18 protein-coding genes are annotated in these 20,718 nt (G+C 65.9%); 8 read left to right on the top strand and 10 right to left on the bottom strand.

Annotated features, from left to right (window positions below; genetic code table 11):
• Nucleotides 1–74: 74 nt before the first annotated feature.
• Complete coding sequence (locus ACP16H_RS05335; protein ID WP_425071440.1) at nt 75–2,360, top strand: NADP-dependent malic enzyme; 2,286 nt, start codon at nt 75–77, stop codon at nt 2,358–2,360.
• 1 nt (nt 2,361) lies between these two features.
• Here ACP16H_RS05335 and ACP16H_RS05330 read toward each other — a convergent pair whose 3' ends face one another.
• On the bottom strand, nt 2,362–3,249 hold the full coding sequence (locus tag ACP16H_RS05330) for a hypothetical protein (RefSeq protein WP_425071228.1): 888 nt from the start codon (nt 3,247–3,249) through the stop codon (nt 2,362–2,364).
• A 282-nt stretch (nt 3,250–3,531) separates the two neighbouring features.
• Between ACP16H_RS05330 and prpE the strand changes: the two genes are divergently transcribed.
• Nucleotides 3,532–5,421, top strand: coding sequence for a propionate-CoA ligase PrpE (prpE, locus tag ACP16H_RS05325; protein ID WP_425071227.1), 1,890 nt, complete (start codon nt 3,532–3,534; stop codon nt 5,419–5,421).
• 75 nt (nt 5,422–5,496) lie between these two features.
• Here the strand turns inward: prpE and ACP16H_RS05320 are convergent, their stop codons facing one another.
• The 4 genes from ACP16H_RS05320 to ACP16H_RS05305 form a co-directional block, all read right to left on the bottom strand.
• Nucleotides 5,497–6,045, bottom strand: coding sequence for a hypothetical protein (locus ACP16H_RS05320; RefSeq protein ID WP_425071226.1), 549 nt, complete (start codon nt 6,043–6,045; stop codon nt 5,497–5,499).
• A 41-nt stretch (nt 6,046–6,086) separates the two neighbouring features.
• A complete protein-coding gene (gene nhaA / locus ACP16H_RS05315; protein WP_425071225.1) occupies nt 6,087–7,904 on the bottom strand; it encodes a Na+/H+ antiporter NhaA in 1,818 nt (605 codons plus the stop codon).
• A gap of 122 nt (nt 7,905–8,026) precedes the next feature.
• Nucleotides 8,027–8,683: a Hint domain-containing protein gene (locus ACP16H_RS05310; protein ID WP_425071224.1), complete on the bottom strand. Its 657-nt coding sequence runs from the start codon at nt 8,681–8,683 to the stop codon at nt 8,027–8,029.
• Between the two features lie 175 nt (nt 8,684–8,858).
• On the bottom strand, nt 8,859–9,722 hold the full coding sequence (locus ACP16H_RS05305; protein WP_425071223.1) for a 2-keto-4-pentenoate hydratase: 864 nt from the start codon (nt 9,720–9,722) through the stop codon (nt 8,859–8,861).
• 164 nt (nt 9,723–9,886) lie between these two features.
• On the opposite strand from ACP16H_RS05305, the gene ACP16H_RS05300 reads away from it, so the two are divergent.
• The gene (locus ACP16H_RS05300; RefSeq protein ID WP_425071222.1) at nt 9,887–10,546 is read left to right on the top strand and encodes a hypothetical protein; all 660 of its coding nucleotides are present in this window, start codon (nt 9,887–9,889) and stop codon (nt 10,544–10,546) included.
• Nucleotides 10,547–10,623: 77 nt separating this feature from the next.
• A complete protein-coding gene (locus tag ACP16H_RS05295; protein WP_425071221.1) occupies nt 10,624–10,995 on the top strand; it encodes a hypothetical protein in 372 nt (123 codons plus the stop codon).
• Between the two features lie 95 nt (nt 10,996–11,090).
• Here ACP16H_RS05295 and ACP16H_RS05290 read toward each other — a convergent pair whose 3' ends face one another.
• The gene (locus ACP16H_RS05290; protein ID WP_425071220.1) at nt 11,091–11,852 is read right to left on the bottom strand and encodes an NAD kinase; all 762 of its coding nucleotides are present in this window, start codon (nt 11,850–11,852) and stop codon (nt 11,091–11,093) included.
• A gap of 183 nt (nt 11,853–12,035) precedes the next feature.
• On the opposite strand from ACP16H_RS05290, the gene glyA reads away from it, so the two are divergent.
• Nucleotides 12,036–13,319: a serine hydroxymethyltransferase gene (glyA, locus tag ACP16H_RS05285; RefSeq protein ID WP_425071219.1), complete on the top strand. Its 1,284-nt coding sequence runs from the start codon at nt 12,036–12,038 to the stop codon at nt 13,317–13,319.
• Nucleotides 13,320–13,415: 96 nt separating this feature from the next.
• On the opposite strand, the gene ACP16H_RS05280 is transcribed toward glyA, so the two are convergent.
• Complete coding sequence (locus tag ACP16H_RS05280) at nt 13,416–13,892, bottom strand: hypothetical protein (protein ID WP_425071218.1); 477 nt, start codon at nt 13,890–13,892, stop codon at nt 13,416–13,418.
• A gap of 83 nt (nt 13,893–13,975) precedes the next feature.
• A complete protein-coding gene (locus ACP16H_RS05275; protein WP_425071217.1) occupies nt 13,976–15,043 on the bottom strand; it encodes a DUF1963 domain-containing protein in 1,068 nt (355 codons plus the stop codon).
• Between the two features lie 294 nt (nt 15,044–15,337).
• On the opposite strand from ACP16H_RS05275, the gene murJ reads away from it, so the two are divergent.
• Together murJ and ACP16H_RS05265 are read left to right on the top strand one after the other, a co-directional pair.
• A complete protein-coding gene (murJ, locus tag ACP16H_RS05270) occupies nt 15,338–16,891 on the top strand; it encodes a murein biosynthesis integral membrane protein MurJ (RefSeq protein WP_425071216.1) in 1,554 nt (517 codons plus the stop codon).
• Nucleotides 16,888–18,279 carry a phospholipase D-like domain-containing protein gene (locus ACP16H_RS05265; RefSeq protein ID WP_425071215.1) on the top strand — a complete coding sequence of 464 codons (1,392 nt, stop codon included), beginning with the start codon at nt 16,888–16,890 and terminating at the stop codon, nt 18,277–18,279. The genes murJ and ACP16H_RS05265 overlap by 4 nt, the downstream gene beginning before the upstream one ends.
• 38 nt (nt 18,280–18,317) lie before the next feature.
• Here the strand turns inward: ACP16H_RS05265 and ACP16H_RS05260 are convergent, their stop codons facing one another.
• Nucleotides 18,318–18,836, bottom strand: coding sequence for a hypothetical protein (locus ACP16H_RS05260; protein WP_425071214.1), 519 nt, complete (start codon nt 18,834–18,836; stop codon nt 18,318–18,320).
• 90 nt (nt 18,837–18,926) lie between these two features.
• The gene (locus ACP16H_RS05255; protein ID WP_425071213.1) at nt 18,927–19,610 is read right to left on the bottom strand and encodes a rhomboid family intramembrane serine protease; all 684 of its coding nucleotides are present in this window, start codon (nt 19,608–19,610) and stop codon (nt 18,927–18,929) included.
• A gap of 72 nt (nt 19,611–19,682) precedes the next feature.
• Between ACP16H_RS05255 and trpS the strand changes: the two genes are divergently transcribed.
• The gene (gene trpS / locus ACP16H_RS05250; protein ID WP_425071212.1) at nt 19,683–20,717 is read left to right on the top strand and encodes a tryptophan--tRNA ligase; all 1,035 of its coding nucleotides are present in this window, start codon (nt 19,683–19,685) and stop codon (nt 20,715–20,717) included.
• Nucleotide 20,718: the final 1 nt, after the last annotated feature.

Below are 20,718 nucleotides of genomic sequence, written 5' to 3'. Positions count from 1 at the left end.
CGCCGCGCCAGACGCTTTTACATGATAGTTTAATGCTGAACTATCGCCGCACCGCCACGCCGGAGACCCGCCAGATGACCGAGACACCCGCCGACAAGGACACCCTGCGCGACGCCGCGCTGTTCTACCACGAGAACCCGAAGCCCGGGAAACTGGAGATCCGCGCCACCAAGCCCATGGCCAACGGCCGCGACCTGTCGCGCGCCTATTCCCCCGGCGTGGCCGAAGCCTGCCTTGAAATCCAGGCCGATCCGGCGAACGCGCGGCGCTATACGACCAAGGGCAACCTCGTCGCCGTGATCTCTAACGGCACCGCCGTTCTGGGCCTCGGCAACATCGGCGCGCTGGCGTCCAAGCCGGTGATGGAAGGCAAGGCCGTCCTGTTCAAGAAATTCGCCGGCATCGACTGTTTCGACATAGAGGTGAACGAACCGGACCCGGTCAAGCTGGCAGAAATCGTCTGCGCGCTGGAGCCGACCTTCGGCGCGGTGAACCTCGAAGACATCAAGGCGCCGGATTGCTTCATCGTTGAACAATTGTGCCGCGAGCGCATGAACATCCCCGTTTTCCATGACGACCAGCACGGGACGGCCATCGTCGTGGGGGCCGCGGCGGTGAACGCGCTGCACGTGGCGGGCAAGGCGTTCGAGGACATCAAGGTCGTCTCCACCGGCGGCGGCGCGGCGGGCATCGCCTGCCTCAACATGCTGCTGAAACTGGGCGTGAAACGCGAAAACGTCTGGCTGTGTGACATTCACGGGCTGGTCTACGAGGGCCGCGCCGAGGACATGAACCCACAAAAGGCGGCCTTTGCCCAAGCCTCCGACAAACGCGCGCTGGACGAGGTGATCGACGGCGCGGACCTCTTCCTGGGCCTGTCGGGACCGCGCGTCCTGAAGCCGGAACATGTGAAGAAGATGGCCGAGCGCCCGATCATCTTTGCCCTCGCCAATCCCACGCCGGAAATCATGCCCGACCTCGCCCGCGAGGCCGCGCCGGATGCGATCATTGCCACGGGCCGCAGCGATTTTCCCAACCAGGTCAACAACGTCCTGTGTTTCCCCTTCATCTTTCGCGGGGCGCTGGACGTGGGCGCAACCACCATCAACGACGAGATGGAGGTCGCCTGCGTCGAGGGCATCGCGGCGCTGGCCCGCGCCACCACCAGCGCCGAAGCGGCCGCCGCCTATCGTGGTGAACAGCTGACCTTCGGCGCGGATTACCTGATCCCGAAACCCTTCGACCCGCGCCTCTCTGGCGTCGTCTCCACCGCCGTGGCCAAGGCCGCGATGGAAACCGGCGTGGCCACCCGCCCGCTGACCGACCTCAAGGCCTACAAGCAGCAGCTCGATGCCTCGGTCTTCAAATCCTCGCTGTTGATGCGCCCCGTGTTCGAGGCCGCCGCCACCGCCTCGCGCAAGATCGTCTTTGCCGAGGGCGAGGACGAGCGCGTGCTGCGCGCCGCGCAGGCGATCCTCGAAGAGACCACCGAACAGCCGATCCTCATCGGCCGCCCCGAGGTCATGGAGGCGCGCTGCGAACGCTTTGGCCTGAAGGTCCGGCCCGGCGTCGATTTCCACGTGGTGAACCCGGAGAACGACCCCAGGTATCGCGACTACTGGGAGACATACCACAACATCATGGCGCGGCGTGGCGTGACGCCTGACCTTGCCAAGGCGATCATGCGCACCAACACCACCGCCATCGGCGCGATCATGGTGCATCGGGACGAGGCCGACAGCCTGATCTGCGGCACCTTCGGCGAATATCGTTGGCACTTGAACTATGTCCGGCAGGTGCTGGGCACCAAGAAGCTGCACCCGCAGGGCGCGCTGTCGCTGATGATCCTCGAGGACGGCCCGCTGTTCATCGCCGACACCCATGTGCACAGCCGCCCCACCCCGGAGGAACTGGCCCGCACCGCCATCGGTGCCGCGCGCCACGTCCGCCGCTTTGGCCTGAAACCGAACATCGCCTTCTGCTCGCAGTCCTCCTTTGGCAACCATGTCGAAGGCTCGGGCCAGCGGCTGCGCGAAGCGCTGGAGATCCTCGACGCGCAGGATTGCGACTTCTGCTATGAGGGCGAGATGAACGTAGACGCCGCGCTCGACCCCGATCTGCGGGAACGTCTGCTTCCCGGAAACCGCATGAAAGGCGCGGCCAACGTGCTGCTGTTCGGCCATGCCGACACGGCCTCGGCGACGCGCAACATCCTGAAAATGAAGGCCGGTGGCCTCGAAGTCGGGCCGATCCTCATGGGCATGGGCAACCGCGCGCATATCGTGACGCCCTCGATCACCGCGCGCGGGTTGCTGAACATGGCGGCTATCGCGGGCACGCCGGTGGCGCAATACGGCTGATCTACTGCGGCAGGGCGGGGGCCAGTTCCCCGTCCTGCAACGCCCAGACCTGCTGGCATTCCCCCGCGCCGATCCGCCCGCACAGCGAGCCTTTGAGTGTCAGGCGCAGCGCGCCCGGCCGCTCCGCCGCCACATCCTGCACGGCATTCAGGAAAACGCGGGTATAGCCGCCCTCCTCCTCCGCCTGCCAGACCGAGGTCAGGCACCCGGCCGGACCGCAGACCAGATCGTCGACGGTGGAGCAGCTCAGTTCACCATGCCGCAGAACCAGATCCTCGGGGTTCACGCCGTCCAGGTCGATCGCCTCAGTATAGCGCGCTCCTTCCGTGACCTCGCCGCCCAAGGCGGCACAGGCCGCGCGCATATCCTCCAGCACATGCGACGCCGGATCGCGCAGGGTCAGCGCCGCGCGCTCCTGCGCGTCGAAATCCGGCAAGGGACAGGCGGCCTCGACCGCGGTGATGGCCTCGCGCGACCCTTTCAGCGAAAGGAAACGCCGCACCGGCATGTCATCGGCTGTCTCCCAATAAAGCACCTCCATCTCGACCCCGGCCTTCAGCCGTTCGATCCCCCGCAGCGCGTCGCGGGTCAGCTTTGCCTCGAAGGTGCCCGGCCCGATGCTGCGAAACGCCAACGGCGGCAGGGCCGTCCCGCCGACAAAGACCAGCGCGTCCAGATCGGGTCGCGCGGCCAGATCCGCGTCGTCCTGCCCGCTCAGCCCAAAGCCCAGCGGCCCACCCGCATCGCAGGACAGACCGACGCAGAACCCCTCGTCGCAGATCCACGCCGCGTTGCGTCCCGGCTCTGGCCCCTGCTGGAACGTCCATTCCTGCGCCGTTCCGGGCGACGCCAACATCATGGCCGCCGCGATCACCCATCCTGCCCGCATGCCCACTCCTTTTTTTGACAGGACACACCGACCAGCAGGTAGCGTCAAGCGTTGCAGAGGCGACTCAGCTGCTTTGCAACAGGGTCATGGCGAACTTTGCAAACCCGCGCCAAGTTTGCAGATAACCTCCGTTAATTCGGACGGTTTGCAAATATTTGCAGGCCGATTCTCTTCAAATTCGCAAACTTCCTGCGATAATCTGTCCTTGGCAGCGCCAACACACTTGCGAGAGCGACCTGCCTCGCCCTAAGCCCTGAGGCGAGGGAACATGAGGAGGGACCCATGGGGTACAAGGACGTTTACGACAGCTGGAAAGCCAACCCGGATGCATTCTGGATGCAGGCGGCCGAGGCCATCGACTGGGAGACGAAACCCTCCAAGGCGCTCTTTGACAAGGGCGAGAACCTGTACGAATGGTTCGCTGACGGCATGGTGAACACCTGCTGGAACGCCGTGGACCGCCATGTCGAGAACGGTCGCGGCGAGCAGACGGCAATCATCTACGACAGCCCCATTACCCATACCAAGCGCGAGATTTCCTACGTCGAGCTGCGCAACCGCGTTGCCATGCTGGCCGGTGCCTTGCGCGCCAAGGGTGTCGAAAAGGGTGACCGCGTCATCATCTACATGCCGATGATCCCTGAGGCGCTGGAGGCGATGCTCGCCTGCGCCCGTCTGGGGGCCGTGCATTCCGTGGTCTTCGGCGGATTCGCCGCGCACGAACTGGCCGTCCGGATCGACGATTGCAGCCCGAAGGCGATCATCGCCGCCTCCTGCGGGATGGAGCCGGGCCGCGTCGTCCACTACAAACCCTTGCTGGACTCCGCCATCGAGCAGTCCACCCACAAGCCCGACTTCTGCGTGATCTTCCAGCGCGAACAAGAGGTTGCACAACTCATCGAAGGCCGCGACTACAACTGGCACGGCTTCCAGTACGGCGTGCAGCCCGCCGAATGCGTGCCGGTCGAGGGCAATCACCCGGCCTATATCCTCTATACCTCCGGCACCACCGGCCAGCCCAAGGGCGTCGTGCGCCACACCGGCGGCCATCTGGTCGCGCTGAACTGGACCATGAAGAACCTCTACAACGTCGAGCCAGGAGAGGTCTTCTGGGCCGCCTCCGATGTGGGTTGGGTCGTCGGTCACAGCTACATCTGCTACGGCCCGCTGATCCACGGCAACACCACCATCGTCTTCGAGGGCAAGCCCGTGGGCACCCCCGACGCGGGCACCTTCTGGCGCGTGATTTCCGAGCACAAGGTGAAGAGCTTCTTCACCGCCCCCACCGCCTTCCGCGCCGTGAAACGCGAGGACCCGAAGGGCGAATACGTCAAGAAATATGACCTCAGCGGGCTGCGCGCGGTCTACCTGGCCGGCGAACGCGCCGATCCCGCGACCATCGAATGGGCGCAGGAACAGCTGAAGGTGCCCGTGGTCGATCACTGGTGGCAGACCGAAACCGGTTGGGCCATCGCCGCGAACCCCGTGGGGATCGAAGAACTGCCGATCAAACTCGGCTCGCCCACCGTGCCGATGCCCGGCTACGACGTTGTCATCCTCGACGAGGCAGGCCACCCGGTTCCGGACGGCGAACTCGGCGCCATCGCGGTGAAACTGCCGCTGCCTCCGGGCACGCTGCCGACGCTGTGGAACGCCGAAGCGCGGTTCAAGAAATCCTACCTCGAGCATTTCCCCGGCTACTACGAAACCGGCGATGCGGGGATGAAGGACGAAGACGGCTACGTCTACATCATGGCGCGCACCGATGACGTCATCAACGTCGCGGGCCACCGCCTGTCGACGGGCGCCATGGAAGAGGTCCTTGCCTCTCATCCGGACGTTGCGGAATGCGCGGTGATCGGCGTCACGGACGACCTCAAGGGCCAGCTGCCCATGGGCTTCCTCTGCCTGTCCTCCGGCGTGAACCGCCCGCATGACGAGATCGTCAAGGAAGCTGTCCGGCTGGTCCGTGACCAGATCGGCCCGGTCGCGGCGTTCAAACTGGCCTGCGTGGTGGACCGCCTGCCCAAGACCCGCTCGGGCAAGATCCTGCGTGCCACCATGGTCAAGATCGCCGACAGCGAAACGTTCAAGATGCCCGCGACCATCGACGATCCGGCGATCCTCGACGAGATCAAGGAAGCGCTTCAGGGCCTCGGCTACGCCAAGTAAGGCAGGACCCCGGACAAACAGAAAAGGCCGCGTCAGCATATGACGCGGCCTTTTTCGTTCCAACCTTCGGGCCGCTCAGATATCGACCTCTTCCGGCACCACCCGCAGCGCCTTTTCCTCGTCGAAGAAGCGCACCGCCTCCTCGCCGTCCGGGATCGGTGTGCCGTCCTGCATCGTCGTCACCGACACGTAGCCGCCCGCCTCCAGCTCGTAATACGAGGTGCACAGCGTCCCGAGCGATTCCAGCATGGCCATCAGCTGGCTTTCGGCCATCTTGTTCATCTCGGGATCAGGGCTGTCGAAGGTGAAGGTGACATTCTCGGGGGCCATGCAGATGCGGTTGCCATCCAGCACCCCTTCTCCGGTGATCGTTCCGGGAAATCCTTCGGAATACAGCGCCTTGCCCGCGCCACCGATCTTGTCTCCGTCCACTTCGAGAACGGTCAGCACCTCGCAGGTGTCACTGTCGTCGGCGTAATTCGAGCACTCGAAGGGCGTTTCCGCGATGATCTCCTTCAGCTCCTCGCTGGTGACCAGCCGACGGTCGGTGGGACCGTCAATATCCTGCGCCACGGCGGCGCAGGCGCTGGCACAAAGGGCAATACTCAGGGTCAGGGTCTTCATGGCGGCTCTCCTGTCTGTCTGACAGAAGAACGCGCCGCGCCCTACTCCGTTCCCTTTTTCGCAACCGGAGACCCGATCGCCGGGGCGAACCACAAGATCACCGACCCCGTCACCGCCGCCGCCGTCGAGGCCAGAAGGACCGCCAGCTTCACCCCTTCCAGCTCGCTGCCCGAAAAGGCCGCCGAGCTGATGAAGATCGACATGGTGAACCCCACCCCGGCAAGGAACCCCGCGCCGATCATCTGCGTCCAGCTGATTTCCGACGACAGCTTGGCCCAGCCCAGCCGCGTGGCGATCCAGACGATGCCGACGATCCCCAGCGGTTTGCCGATATAAAGGCCAAGGATGACCCCCAGCGACTCCGGTGCCATGGGCGAAAAGGTCGATCCGAGGATCAGCAACCCGGTGTTGAAGAAGGCAAAGAGCGGCAGGATCAGGTAGTTGGAATAGACCTCCAGCGCTTCCTGCAAGTGGAACCCCGGCTCGCGCAGACGTTCGACCGCATTGGTCAGACGGCGCACGGCGGTGTCGCCCATGTGCTCGGGCTCGTCCTCGCCCTCGACGATGGCCACCGCCTGCGCCGCCACGCTGCGCCCGTCCGCCGGGCGGCGCGAGGGCAGCATCGCCGCCGTGATGACCCCGGCCAGCGTCGCGTGCAGCCCGCTTTCGTGGATGTAGAACCACAGCACCACGCCAAGGAACATGTAGGGCATCCGGTTCCAGACCTTGCCCCAGTTCAGCAGCCCCATCACGGCGACCACGGCCACGGCGATCAGGAATGGTTCCAGATGGAACCCCTCGCCGTAGAACAGCGCAATGACGAGGATCGCGCCAAGGTCATCGGCAATTGCCAGCGCTGAGACGAAGATCTTCAGCGATGTCGGCACTTTGGACCCGAGCAAAGCCATGATCCCGAGGGTAAAGGCGATGTCGGTGGCCATGGGCACACCCCAGCCGTGGATATACTCGCCGCCCCAGTTCACCCCCGCATAGATCACCGCAGGCACCACCATGCCGCCCACCGCGCCGATGATCGGCAGGATCGCCCGGTCCCAGGAACTGAGTTCTCCAAAGATGATCTCGCGCTTGATTTCGATCCCCACCAGCAGGAAGAACAGCGCCATCAGGCCGTCGTTGATCCACATCTCCAGCGGCAGGGCGAAACTGTGTTCGCCGAAACTCAGCGCGAAGTCCGTTTCGCGGAAATGCTCGTACTGGTCGTGAAAGCCGATGTTCGCCACCAGCAGCGCCAGTAACGTGGCGAGGATCAGCACCAGCCCCGCCGAAGCCGCCCAATGAAAGAAATCCTCGGAGGCCAGTGACAGCCGCACGCCCAGCGGCTTCTCGATGGCGTCGAGGATTGCGTCCTCGTCCCAAGCCCCGTCATAGAACCGCCCGTCGATGAAGATCAGCGGCATGTGCAGGTGCGTCGTGTCGCCCAGGGACCGGCGGTCGAACTCAAGCTTCTCGTCCGTCTCGTCCGACGCCATGTCGGCCCGGAACTGCGCCACGTCCAGACCCATCTCGGCGGCCAGCGCCTCCAGCCCGTCCTGCGAATAGTCGGGCCGCTGCTCGAACAGCGCGGTGTTCATCTCGCTGAACCGATCCTGCCGCGCTGCCGCGATGGCCGCCCGTGCCGCAAGTTCCGCGCCCTGGTCGTCGTTGTTCGGCAGGATGAAGCGCACCACGATGGCGGTACTCTGCGCGCCGAACCTTTGCGGCGAGCGGCCAACGATGTCGCGGATTCGCCGCGTGTGGCGGCAGGTGTAATCCACGTACCAGATGATCTCGACCCGGCCGCCGCCGTCCAGCAGGAAATCGCGATCCGGCACGTAGGTGCAGTTCAGGTGTTGCGCCATGCGCGGGCCTCTTCGTCGTCCGGGCGTCTCAGGGCCCTTTGACGGAAAGATGACGCAAACCACGCGGGGAGCAACCCCGACCGGCCCGCATGACGGTCATGCCGCAGTCGATTGGCGGGAAATCAGCCGCTGGCCTGTTGCGCATCGCCCTCGGACACCCGCGACGGCACCACCAAAGGCATCCGGCATCGCATCGACCGCTCCACCAGCTTCTCGGCCTTGCGCATGGACAGGACCGGCAAGGCCCGCGCCATGTCCTTCATGCTGAACTCCGTCCAGCCCAGCGTCTCCGCCAGCTCGATACGCTGTTCGGCACCCAGTTCCTGTATCGCCAGCGGCTCCGGCAGGATGCTTTCTACCCCGGCGCCCTCGGCCACCAGCAGAACATGGCGCGCGCAGGCCACGTGCACGTAGTCCAGCCCCGGCAGCGACGGCATCATCCGCACCCCCGGCAGGCCTGTCAGCGCCAATGCGGGCACGAGCGCCTCGTGCTGCCCGGCAAGGCGGCTGACCTGCGGCGAACGCACCAGCACGCGATGCTGTGGCGAGATCAAAACCGCCCGCGACGGCATCCCCGGCCCCAGCGCGTCCTTGCCGATACGGATCGGGCGCTTGCGCGGATTGCCCATCTGCTCGGCCCAGCTGATCCGGGACGTCCCGACCCACAGCACCGGCTCCGCCCGGCCCGACATCGTCGTCACCAGGTCACCGGGGCGGATGGCCTCCACCGTCCTTGGCCCGCCGGGCGTTGCAATCAGACATCCGGTCACGAAACACATCGGCGCCCCCTTTGTGTGCATCACCCATGGCCACGGGACCGCCTTGCGCGCCCCGCCCAGGGATTGCGCCGGACTATCCGTCAGCGGGGTAAACCCGAAGTCAACGCGCCCCGATTTTTGCGTCCTCAAACGCAACAATCTGTCTCAGGGTAAAGACATGCTTGCCAGATCGGGATCAATCCGTGAACACGACCGACACCTTGGGATCGCCCGGCAGGCCCGCGTAGGTCACGCTGGCCCCGCCCCCGGCCTTCGCAGGCGGCAACAGCGGCCCGATGGAGCCGACGGAGATCAGATCCCCTGCCTTCATCTGGTAGCCCGCCTGCATCAGCCACAGCACCGAATTCGCCGGGTTGCCCAGAACGGACGCCCCCGGCGCCTCCGCCATGACCTCGCCCGAGGCCGAGCGCACCGTCACCTGCATCGCGCCCAGCGCCTCCAGCATGGCGGCGGGGTCCTCCACGGCGATCTCTGCCCCCATGACGCCCAGCCGGGGCGCGACGCCAATCGCCGTCAGCGTCACGCCGTTGATCGGCTGATCCTCTGCCAGCGTCAGGTCCGGCAGCTCGATGAAGGGCCGCACGCCCGACACGTGCTGCATCACCTCTTCGGGCGTGGTCGCGCCATTCACCGCGTCATCACCGATCACCAGCAGCAGGTCCGCCTCGAACAGCGGTCGCGCGCCAAAGGCCGCCGGAACCGAGGCGCCGTCCTCCAGCAGCATCTTCTCGTACAGCACGCCACCCACCGGTTCCGTCACCCCGAACCGGTCCTGCGCGGGTTTCGACGTCAGCCCAGCCTTGTAGCCCACCACCGGACCAAGGTTCACCTGCATTGCTTCGGACAGCTTCTCCTGCGTGCACAGCGCATCGTCCATCGTGCCACCCGGCACCAGCGCCTGCGTCGGCACCTTGGCCTGGAAATCCGCGACGAATGCGGCAATCGCCTCGTCGCTGGCGCAGTCCGCGCCCGCCGCCCCGGCCATCCCGGCGCAGATCACCGCCTCACAGGCCATCGCCAAGATCATCTGCAACTTCATCCATCCAACTCCCTGAAAAGGCGCGCTGCAGCAGCCCAGCCTGACCACCGGACACAACCATTGCACTACCAATCAACCTCCAAAACAATCAAAAAAAGGAATTGCCTTGCGATATTTGGCGTCTCGTGGTCTCGTACGCCAAAGTCAATTTGATCGGTATTGCCATGGCCATTCGTACCTTGCAGTTCTCAGGCAATCACGTGGGCCTTGTCGTTCGGGGAAAGACCTCGGCAGATCACAAGCCCGGCGTCATGGAGCAGCACGCCGATTGCATCCTGTCCAATGGCGCCCCCATGGGATTCTTCGGCGAAGGCGGCGGCAATCTCTCCAGCGGCAGCACCAGCAGCAGCCGGGGTGGCAGGTCATCCGGCAGCCGGCCCTCCTCCGCCGACAGCAGCTCCAGTTCATCGGGCGGCAGCGTCGGCATGGGCCTGGACGGCGCAGTCTACGATTTTCAGGAAATGATGCAGAAACGGCCCTACTACGTGAACGACCAGCAGGCACAGACCTACAAGGTCATATCCGCGGTCATGCGCATTCCCGTATCCGCAGCCGCAGCCAAGATCTTCGACAGCTACTGGACCAACCTCGACAAGAATCCGGACACTTTCTATATCCTCGGCGGCAATTGCTCGACCCGGGCCTCCGGGGCCTTCATGGCGGCAAACCTCCTGGCCGGGGGTATACCGGGGCTGGACACGCCCTCGAACCTCTGGGACCAACTGCTGCGCGTCTTCGGCAAACAGGCCGATTGCTGCTACGGCCGCGTCAGTTTCCAGCCCAACGCAGGCGGGCAATCCTACAACGTCAAGGTTGCCGAATGAAACGTTTTACCCTCCCCCTTCTGGCGGCCCTCGGGATCGCGGTTTGGGGCATTCCGAATACGGGAGGAGCCTGGGACATGGCCAAAGCAAACTATCGGTGGGAATGGCCCGCAGGCCGCACGGCCTCAAACAAGCTTCTGGTCCGGGTCACGGATGTCTCAAAGCAAAGCCAGGGGCTGTTCGGACTGCGCAAATCTCCGTCCATCGGTGACAGCTACCCCGACCCGATGGTGCTGACGGGCCATATCATCGCTGCCCTGCCGCACCCCGGCACCGGCGATGTCCAACTTGCCCTGCCCGCCGTCGAACTGGGCGGAGCGCAAACAGGCTCCATGGTCGCCCTCGGCCTCATCGACGACGGGATCGTGATCTGTCTTCAGCCTGTCGATGCCGATATGACCGAGGACGCCGCGACGAGCTGGCTCGACGGTTGGACCTGCACCGGCTGAACGCCGCTGGCAAAGGTCGACGGACAGACGGGCAAGGGTCGGCGGGCGGGCGCTTCTGCCGACAGGCAGACAGAGCCGCCCCCGACCCGTCCCCCTCAGACGAATTGTTCGCGGATCAGCCGTTCTTCCAGCCCGTGACCGGGATCGAAAAGCACGCGGTGCTCCACCTCCGGCTGCGAGCGCACGTAGACCTGCACCACATCGCGGACTGATACACTGTCCGCCTCCGCCATCACCGGACGCTTGTCGGCCTCCAGCACCTCGAACCCCACTTCCGCCGACTTCGGCAGCAACGCACCGCGCCAACGCCGGGGCCGGAAGGCCGCAACCGCCGTCAACGCCAGCACATCCGCGCCAATCGGCAGGATCGGCCCGTGAGCGCTGTAGTTGTAGGCCGTCGATCCGGCGGGCGTCGCCACCAGTGCCCCGTCGCAGACCAGTTCCGGCAGGCGCACCTTGCCATCCACGCTGATCCGCAGCTTCGCCGCCTGCGGCCCGGCACGCAGCAGCGACACCTCGTTGATCGCCAGCCCGCGATGCTCCGTCCCGTCCGCGCACAGCGCCCGCATCCCCAGCGGGTTGATGACCGCCTGCTCGGCGGCCTCCAGCCGCTCCGGCAGACCGTGTTCCGAATACTCGTTCATCAGGAACCCGACCGTGCCCCGGTTCATCCCGTAGACCGGCACCGCCAGTTCCTGGGTCCGGTGCAGCGTCTGCAACATGAAGCCGTCACCGCCCAGCGCCACGATCACATCCGCGCCGCGCTCGTTGTGATCGCCGTAGCGCCGCGTCAACCCGGCCAACGCCGCCTGGGCGATGGGCGCGCGTGAGGCGCAAAAGGCAATCCGTAGCGACATGGCGTCCCCTCCCGTGGCGGCGGTTTCCTGTCCGCGTCCATTCGAGCGGATCGAACCACAGAAGCCCTCAAAGCACCACCCGGGACGCAAGATAATTACACAAGGTCGCTTTGCCGCCTTTGCGACCCCCGTTCCGCCCGCTATGAGAGCGGTTAACGCGAATCCTGACAGGAGGCCTCTCCCATGACGACCAACGGTTTCTTCACCGAAGACCTCGCCGACCGCGATCCCGAACTCTTTGCCTCGATCACCGGCGAACTCGGCCGCCAGCGCGACGAGATCGAACTGATCGCCTCCGAGAACATCGTCTCCCGCGCCGTCATGCAGGCGCAGGGCTCGGTGATGACGAACAAGTACGCCGAAGGCTACCCGGGCAAGCGCTACTACGGCGGCTGCGACTGGGTCGACGTGGCGGAAAACCTCGCCATCGAGCGCGCCAAGCAGCTGTTCGGCTGTGAATTCGCCAACGTGCAGCCGAACTCCGGCTCGCAGGCCAACCAGGGTGTGTTCAACGCGCTGCTGAAGCCCGGCGACACCATCCTCGGCATGTCGCTGGACGCCGGTGGCCACCTGACCCACGGTGCCGCCCCGAACCAGTCCGGCAAGTGGTTCAACGCGGTCCAGTACGGCGTGCGCAAGCAGGACAACCTGCTGGACTACGATCAGGTGCAGGAGCTCGCCAACGAGCACAAACCAAAGCTCATCATCGCCGGCGGCTCGGCCATCCCGCGCCAGATCGACTTCGTCAAGATGCGCGAGATCGCGGATAGCGTCGGCGCGCTGCTGCATGTGGACATGGCCCACTTCGCCGGTCTGGTGGCAGCGGGCGAGCACCCCTCGCCCTTCCCGCACGCCCATGTCGCGACGACCACCACCCACAAGACCCTGCGCGGCCCGCGCGGCGGCATGATCCTGACGAACGACGAGGCGCTGGCCAAGAAGTTCAACTCGGCCATCTTCCCGGGCATCCAGGGCGGCCCGCTGATGCATGTCATCGCGGCGAAGGCGGTTGCCTTCGGCGAGGCGCTGCGCCCCGAGTTCAAGGACTACATCAAGAACGTCATCAACAACGCGCAGGCGCTGTCGGACCAGCTGATCAAGGGCGGTCTGGACACCGTGACCCACGGCACCGACACCCACGTCGTGCTGGTGGACCTGCGCCCCAAGGGTGTGAAGGGCAACGCGACCGAAAAGGCCCTCGGCCGCGCCCACATCACCTGCAACAAGAACGGCGTGCCGTTCGACCCGGAAAAGCCGACCGTGACCTCGGGCATCCGTCTGGGCTCCCCGGCGGGCACCACGCGCGGCTTCGGTGAGGCCGAGTTCCGCCAGATCGCCGACTGGATCATCGAAGTGGTCGATGGGCTGGCGGCGAACGGCGAAGACGGCAACGCCGAGGTCGAAGCCAAGGTGAAGGCCGAGGTCGAGGCGCTCTGCAAGAAGTTCCCGATCTACCCGACGCTCTGATCGGGCGCGGGGCGGGAATATCCCCGCCTTCCCCCGAACAACAAAACCGCCGTGGACCCCCACGGCGGTTTTCATTTTTCAGCGACCATCAGTCCGTCACGCCTCGGCCACCGCTGCGACCATCCCGCAATCCTCCGCCAGCACACCCAGCGCCTTCAGGAATCCCTCGGCAGCGTTGCCCTCGCACAGGATCGCGGCAAACCCCTCTGCCGCCGCCGCGTCACCGCGCACCACGGCGCGCAGCGTGTTCAGGAACAGCTTCTCATGATCGCTGACCCAGGCCGAACACGCCGGACAACGGGCCGAGTTGAAGCGGAACACCCCCTCCCGCGCCTGCCGCATCGCCTGCACCGCGCACAGGACGGACAGCCCGGCACGCGGCCCCCTGTCACTGCCGAAACAGGCCAGCGCATCCGAGGTCGCCGCCAGCCAGCCATGCGCACCCGGCTCGGCGAAGGTCTCGAAGTAGTGGCGCGCGATCGACAGCACGATGAACTCCGGCGGCGCCAGTTTCAGCGCCTCGATCCGCGTCCCGCGCCGCGCCTCGGCGCATCCCCTCGACTGCATGCCCATGGGTCAAACTCCTGAAACCAACGAGGCCCGCGCCCCGCAGATTATTTATAAGTAAAATACTCAGGTATTCGCAACGGGCAAAATCATGTCGCTTGATCGACGATCACCGCCCGGTCGAACCGCCACTCCGCCAGGTCCTCCTCCGGCACCATCAGGTACAACTCGGCATCCCCGGCACTGACGAGGTAGCGATCGGTTGCGAAACCCTCCGCGCTGAACGTCATGACATGCCGCCAACCGCTGCGGCCCGGCTGCCACGACCGCTCGTACAACCCCGGATCAATCTCCAGCTCCGGAAGCGTCTGCAAACCGTCAGCCCAACCGCCAAACTGCTCGCCGAAATCCTCCCCCGCGCCCTCGGCCCGGAACGGATCATACCCCCATAGGCTCTCGATCCACTCCGCCAAAGCATTGCCGCGCGACAGAAGGGGCCAGTGTTCCGGTATCGAGACGCAGGGAGACCCACTCAACACGGCGCAGTCCGTCATGCCGGCCCAGGGACGGCCCGTCTCGGTTGCATCCCAGAACCGGATCAGCGCCTCGGGAACGTCGCGCCGTTCCAATCGCTCCGTCTCGGCGTGATGGAACACGCGCACAGCGCCCTGCCACGTGGAGGTATCGTAAAAGACCGACAGCAGGCCGTGATCCGGAAACTCCGGCGGCAAGGACCCCGCCGCCGCCATCTGCGCAAGGTTGATCTGCCCGACAAAGCCCAACGGCATGGGACGGAACAGCGCAGGCCGCTTGATCGCGTGAACCGCATGCATGCCCGCCACGACATCCTCTACCATCCTTGACTGGGCTTCCTTCTGGTCTACAGCCGCGTCCCCTTCGGCATCTGCGCCGTCCGGCAGGAAAAACAACGGAGGGTTCCTCCAGACCTGTTCCTGAAGTTCAAGCGCCTCGTCCATAAGCCGTCCCCGCTCCGCGGCATCCGGCAAGGGCCCGCGCACCGGCCAGGCCACCCCCGGCGGCAAGGCCGGAAGCCCGCCCAGCCGCGAGGCCAGCAGGTGCTCCGGACCGTCCGGCACCCGCTGACGCAGCATCGCCAGCGCAGGCAACGCCGTCGCCACGACCGCCTCGACCTGCCCACCCAACCCGGCCTCTGCCATCATCGCCCGCAGCTGGGCCACGTCCCGAAACAAGGGCATCACGCACTCCCCCTTACATCCTGAAGCAAGAGTCCCACCATCCGAATACAATCACAAGACATCCCGCTTCTTCTTGGCCGAAATCCTCCGGGGGGAGGCCGCAGGCCGGGGGGCAGCGCCCCCCCCCCCCCCCCCCCCCCCCCCCCCCCCCCCCCCCGCCCCCGCCACCCGCGCCCCCTCCCCTCGCCCCCCGGAAATGATGTGCAGGAACCGTGCAGGCCGGGCGGGCCGGGGTTCACGCCGCCGCCCTTTCGCGCTACTCCATCGCCAAACCAATGCAGGCGATCCCAGATCATGAAACCCATCCGCCTCCTCTCGGGCGTGCTCACCGTCGGCTTCTGGACGCTTGCGTCCCGCGTGCTCGGCCTCGTCCGCGACATCCTCATCGCCACGCTGATCGGTCCCGGACCGCTGATGGATGCCTTCGTCGCCGCCTTCCGCCTGCCCAACATGTTCCGCCGCTTCTTTGCCGAAGGCGCGTTCAACGCCGCCTTCGTGCCGATCTTCTCCAAGAAGGTCGAAGCGGACGAGGACCCGCAGCGCTTTGCCCGCGACGCCTTCAACGGGCTGGCCTTCTGCCTGCTGATCCTGACCGCGCTGGCGCTGATCTTCATGCCCGCGCTGGTCTGGGCCACCGCCGGGGGGTTTTCCGGCGACGAACGCTTTGACCTCACCACCGCCTTCGGGCGCGTGACCTTTCCCTATATCCTGCTGATCTCGCTGGCGGCGCTGTTTTCCGGCGCGCTCAATGCCATGGGCCATTTCGCCGCCGCCGCAGCAGCACCCGTGATGCTGAACATCCTCGTGGTCACTGCGCTGCTCTTCGGCCCCTCCTACCTCGGTGGCGAGGCGATCTGGTGGCTGATCTGGTGCATTCCCATCGCCGGCGTCGCGCAGCTGGCACTGGTCTGGGTCGCGGCCTCCCGCGCCGGGCTGCGCGTTCGCCCCGGCCTGCCGCGCTGGACCCCGGACATGAAGCGCCTGACCCGCATCGCCATCCCCGCCGCGCTGGCCGGGGGCGTCATGCAGGTCAACCTCCTCGTCGGACAACAGGTCGCCTCGCACTTCGACAAGGCCGTCAGCTGGCTGTTCAACGCCGACCGCCTGTATCAACTGCCGCTGGGCGTCGTGGGCATCGCCATCGGCATCGTCCTGCTGCCCGACCTCTCGCGCCGCCTGAAGGCCGAGGATCACGCGGGCGGGCGCGCGGCCTTCTCCCGCGCCGGGGAACTCAGCCTCGCCCTCACCGTCCCCTGTGCCGTGGCGCTGGTGGTCATGCCCGTCCCCCTCGTGTCGGTCCTGTTCGAACGCGGCCGCACCGGGCCAGAAGACGTACAGGCCATGGCGCTGGCCGTGGCAATCTACGGCCTCGGCCTGCCCGCGTTTGTCCTGCAAAAGGTGCTGCAACCGCTGTATTTCGCGCGCGAGGACACCCGTTCCCCCTTCCGCTACGCCGTCTGGTCCATGGTGGTGAACGCCATCGCCGCCATCGGCCTTGCGCCCTACATTGGCTGGATCGCCCCGGCCATCGCCACCTCGCTGGCGGGCTGGACCATGGTCGTGCAACTGGCATGGGGCGCGCGCCGCATGGGCGACGTTGCCCGCTTCGACAGCCGCTTTCACGCCCGCGTCTTCCGCATCATTGCCGCCTCGCTGGTGATGGGCGCCGCGCTCTACGGTGCGGAACTCCTGCTGCGGCCATGGCTGGAACAATCCTTCGTCCGCATCTTTGCCCTGCTTCTGCTGATCGTCATCGGCAGCATCGTCTACGGCATCGCCGGACAACTGCTCGGCGCCTTCCAACTGTCCGAATTCCGCAGCATCCTGCGCCGCAGGAGGGCGTCATGACCCCGGCACCGCAGCTCAAGGCCCTGCTCACCCGCGACGACACCCTCGCCGCGCTCGAAACCCTCGCCGCCGACGCGCAGTCCGAGCTGATCCTCGCCTTCCGCAGCTTCGCGCCCGACACGCCACTGCAAACGGAACGTCTGCGCGAACTCGGCCTGTCCACATGGACCGACCTCATCCCCTGGCTGACCCGTCGCGGTGTGCGCTTGTTCGTGGCCTTCGGAGACGACGATCCCCTGCTCGACTCCGCCCGCCACAGGCGCGCCTGGCTGACGGCCTCGGGTTTCGCCAATGTCGCGCAAGGCGATGCGCAGATCCTCTGCGCGCCCCATGGCCAACAGGCCGGGGCGGTCTGGCGCTGGCGCCTGCGCGGCCCCCTGCGCCGCGCGCTCAAACGCCTGAGGCAGGACGAACCGCGCCACCTCACCATGCCCCAGCGCGCCACCCTGAAAGGCACGCACCCGCTGCGCAGCCAACACATCAACCAGTCCTTCGCCATCGCCGACGGAGAACGCGCCCTCATCGGCGGCTTCAGCCTCGACGCCCGCCGCTCCGACACCGCATGGCACGATGTCGCGGCCCTGATCGAAGACGCGGATTTCGCCGGAGCCCTGCGCGCCCATTTCGCCGACAGCTGGGCCGCCGCCATTGCGACCAAAGCCCCGCCGCTGGCCACGCCGGCGCGCCCCTTCCATAGCGTCACCCGCCGGCAAAGCCGCCCCGAACTGCGCCTCCTGCGCACGCTGTCCGACCCTCGAACCGACCCGTTCCGCCTGACCGCACAGCCGCGCGACACCAGCTTTGCCACGCAGCTGGCCCGCCACTTCGCCGCCGCACGCGACAGCGTCTACATCGAGACCACGGCCTTCCGCGATGCCGCGCTGACCGAGGCCCTGACCCGCGCCGCGACATCCGCCCCCGACCTGAATGTCGTGCTGATCCTCGACCCACGCGCCGACCGCCTGCCGCTGGCCGGAGCCGCGGGTGGCGTGAACCACGCCCGCGCCCTGCAAGACGCTCAACTCTCCCGCCTCTGCCGCGCCTTCGGGTCACGGCTGACAATCCTCACCCAGGCGTTGGGTCAGGCACCTGCCACTGGCCCGGATCCCCTGCCCGGACGCCTCGCGGTGATAGACCGGACCTTCGCCATCCTCGGTTCGCATGTCCTGACCCGCCGCGCCTTGGCTCTGGACACCGAAGCCTCCGTCCTGGTCCGCAACCCGTCCTTTGCCGCCGACCTGCTGGATCGCCGCGCGCAACACTGGCTGGGCCAGACGCCCGACTCCTTCAGCGCCTCCGCCTGGCGACAGGCCAAGGCACCGCTTGAGGCCGTGACGCCCCCGTCGGCCCGTCCGCTGCGCCATCGCCTGCCGGACATCCTGTTCTAGCAACTCGCCCGGGAAATCCCGTTGCCGGGAACCTGACCCTAGCTCTTCTCCGCTTCGGGCTTGGGCGTCTCCTGCGGCACCACGTCCTTGCCGGACTGCGCATCCACGATGGACTGAAAGTCGAACCCCGCGTCGATGGCCTGCAAATGCTTGGCAATCTCTGTGCTCAGGCTCGCCTTGCCGTCATTGGAAAACAGCACGATCCGCATCAGGCTCTCGATCGAGGTCTGCCGCTTGCGATACGTCGAATACAGCGCGAAACTCAGCGCGAACAGCGCCGACAGGGTGGTCAGGGCCACGGTGGACTGGAACAGTTTCACCTGTTCGTAATAGGCCCCCAACAGCGGCCAGCAGATGACCGCCAGCGCAAAGACCATGCTCAACCAGAAGGCGGGCTTGTTCATCAGCGCGTAGGACCGCGCCTTGATATACAGGTCACACATCAGGACATAGCGGAAATCCAGCGCCGCGCCGTCGTCGCGCCCGGTCACGAACTGCCGCTCTGCCGCGTCCAGCAGCAGCTTTGCACTGATCCCATCGGTCGTCAGCGGTTTCATCCCGGCGCTCCCATCGCTGGACACATTCCCCTTGTGGAAACCGTCCTCCCCGGCGTTGCGCCTGTCAAGATCGCGCGGGACGAGTGCGACCTACTGCCCGCGCAACTTTGCCAGCAACCGCGCCCAGCCGCCGGGGATCAGTACCATCGACAGGGCGAACCCGGTGACAAAGCCCGCGATCTCGGCGATCCAGCTGTCATCCGTGCCGAACAGCAGCCCGAACACCAGCTGGATGCCCATCAACATCCCGATCAGGCTGAACGCCCGCAACTGCGGTGCCCCAACCGCGCCCAGCCGCAACCACAGTAGATAGGAAAACCCGCCAATCAGGCCAAAGGCCGACGGATAGGCCCCGATCAGCCACGGGCTGTTGCTCAGCAGGCCAAAGGCCACCGCCCCCACTGCCGCACTGGCGAAAAAGATCACCACGAAGGGGATCGCCCCCATGGCCTCCACCACGACCTTCCCCATGGCGAGGACAAAGACCATGGCAAAGGCCGCCTGGTAGAACGACCCATGCAAAAACGGGTAGGAGAAGAACCGCAGCAGGTGCTCCACCGGCCACGTGTTGTTTTCCAGCATCCAGTCGAACAGCTGGCCGCTGAACCCGAACCGCTGGATATAGTCGATGCGCAGACCCACCGCGTCACGACCGCCCACCAGCCCCATCTCGGACAGCGAAAACACCGCCTCGACCCCCAGCAGCACGAGGAACAGGGCCACCACCACGGGAGGCAGCGGGTTCACGGGGGCTTCGTTGTGCGGATGGGTCATGGCTTCTTCCTTGACGGTGCTCGGCCCCCTCGGTACGCCAGCCGGGCACAAACTTCCAGATGGAGTACCGCCATGACCGAGGGGGTCCAAACCTCTCCCGCCTTCAAGCCCCGTGTCTTTTCCGGCATCCAGCCCTCCGGTGGGCTGACGCTCGGCAATTATCTCGGCGCCCTGAAGCGTTTCGCCGACAGCCAGAACAACGGCGTCGAATCCATTTTCTGCATGGTCGACCTGCACGCGATCACCAACGTGCTGAACGACGCACAGGCGCTGCGCCACAACACGCGCGAGCTGTGTGCCGGGTTCATCGCCTCGGGCGTCGATCCGGAAAAGTCGATCCTGTTCAACCAGTCGCAGGTGCCCGGCCACGCCGAGCTTGGCTGGATCTTCAACTGCGTCGCCCGCATGGGCTGGATGCAGCGCATGACCCAGTGGAAGGACAAGGCGGGCAAGAACACGCAGAACGCCTCGCTCGGGCTGTTCGCCTACCCGGCGCTCATGGCCGCCGACATCCTGCTCTACCACGCCACCCACGTCCCCGTGGGCGAGGACCAGAAGCAGCACGTCGAACTGACCCGCGACATCGCGTTGAAGTTCAACCATGACTTCGGCGTCGACTTCTTCCCGATCCCCGAGCCGGTGATCGAAGGCACGGCAACCCGCGTCATGTCCCTGCGCGACGGGTCGAAAAAGATGTCGAAATCCGACCCTTCGGACGCCTCGCGCATCAACCTGACCGATGACGCCGACGCCATCGCCTCCAAGATCCGCAAGGCGAAAACCGACCCCGACGCCCTGCCGTCAGAGGCCGAAGGCCTCGAAGGCCGTCCCGAGGCGCGCAACCTGGTGAACATCTACGCCGCGCTGAACGACCAGACACAGGCACAGGTCCTGTCCGAGGTCGGCGGCAAGCAGTTCTCCGAGTTCAAGCCCATGCTGGCAGAGCTGGCCGTGGCGAAACTCTCGCCCATCTCGGGGGAAATGTCGCGCCTCATGCAGAACCCGGACGAGATCGACGCCATCCTGCGCCGCGGCGCCGAGCGTGCCCGCGAGATCGCCGACCCGATCATGAAGCGGACGCTGGACATCGTCGGCATGGTGCGCTGAG

Origin of the sequence: Sagittula sp. S175 (assembly GCF_049800975.1) — a bacterium.
Classification (GTDB): Bacteria; Pseudomonadota; Alphaproteobacteria; order Rhodobacterales; family Rhodobacteraceae; genus Sagittula.
The sequence above is the reverse complement of the archived record's forward strand: the minus strand, read 5'-3'. Positions and strand labels throughout refer to the sequence as shown.

What these genes read in the sequence shown, in the direction of transcription:
- ACP16H_RS05290 (WP_425071220.1), bottom strand. Translation starts at nt 11,852, where the DNA reads ATGTCGCTACGGATTGCCTTTTGCGCCTCACGCGCGCCCATCGCCCAG.
- prpE (WP_425071227.1), top strand. Translation starts at nt 3,532, where the DNA reads ATGGGGTACAAGGACGTTTACGACAGCTGGAAAGCCAACCCGGATGCA.
- ACP16H_RS05300 (WP_425071222.1), top strand. Translation starts at nt 9,887, where the DNA reads ATGGCCATTCGTACCTTGCAGTTCTCAGGCAATCACGTGGGCCTTGTC.
- trpS (WP_425071212.1), top strand. Translation starts at nt 19,683, where the DNA reads ATGACCGAGGGGGTCCAAACCTCTCCCGCCTTCAAGCCCCGTGTCTTT.
- ACP16H_RS05320 (WP_425071226.1), bottom strand. Translation starts at nt 6,045, where the DNA reads ATGAAGACCCTGACCCTGAGTATTGCCCTTTGTGCCAGCGCCTGCGCC.
- ACP16H_RS05310 (WP_425071224.1), bottom strand. Translation starts at nt 8,683, where the DNA reads ATGTGTTTCGTGACCGGATGTCTGATTGCAACGCCCGGCGGGCCAAGG.
- ACP16H_RS05305 (WP_425071223.1), bottom strand. Translation starts at nt 9,722, where the DNA reads ATGAAGTTGCAGATGATCTTGGCGATGGCCTGTGAGGCGGTGATCTGC.
- ACP16H_RS05280 (WP_425071218.1), bottom strand. Translation starts at nt 13,892, where the DNA reads ATGGGCATGCAGTCGAGGGGATGCGCCGAGGCGCGGCGCGGGACGCGG.
- ACP16H_RS05255 (WP_425071213.1), bottom strand. Translation starts at nt 19,610, where the DNA reads ATGACCCATCCGCACAACGAAGCCCCCGTGAACCCGCTGCCTCCCGTG.
- murJ (WP_425071216.1), top strand. Translation starts at nt 15,338, where the DNA reads ATGAAACCCATCCGCCTCCTCTCGGGCGTGCTCACCGTCGGCTTCTGG.
- ACP16H_RS05265 (WP_425071215.1), top strand. Translation starts at nt 16,888, where the DNA reads ATGACCCCGGCACCGCAGCTCAAGGCCCTGCTCACCCGCGACGACACC.
- glyA (WP_425071219.1), top strand. Translation starts at nt 12,036, where the DNA reads ATGACGACCAACGGTTTCTTCACCGAAGACCTCGCCGACCGCGATCCC.
- ACP16H_RS05275 (WP_425071217.1), bottom strand. Translation starts at nt 15,043, where the DNA reads ATGCCCTTGTTTCGGGACGTGGCCCAGCTGCGGGCGATGATGGCAGAG.
- ACP16H_RS05260 (WP_425071214.1), bottom strand. Translation starts at nt 18,836, where the DNA reads ATGAAACCGCTGACGACCGATGGGATCAGTGCAAAGCTGCTGCTGGAC.
- ACP16H_RS05335 (WP_425071440.1), top strand. Translation starts at nt 75, where the DNA reads ATGACCGAGACACCCGCCGACAAGGACACCCTGCGCGACGCCGCGCTG.
- ACP16H_RS05330 (WP_425071228.1), bottom strand. Translation starts at nt 3,249, where the DNA reads ATGCGGGCAGGATGGGTGATCGCGGCGGCCATGATGTTGGCGTCGCCC.
- nhaA (WP_425071225.1), bottom strand. Translation starts at nt 7,904, where the DNA reads ATGGCGCAACACCTGAACTGCACCTACGTGCCGGATCGCGATTTCCTG.
- ACP16H_RS05295 (WP_425071221.1), top strand. Translation starts at nt 10,624, where the DNA reads ATGGCCAAAGCAAACTATCGGTGGGAATGGCCCGCAGGCCGCACGGCC.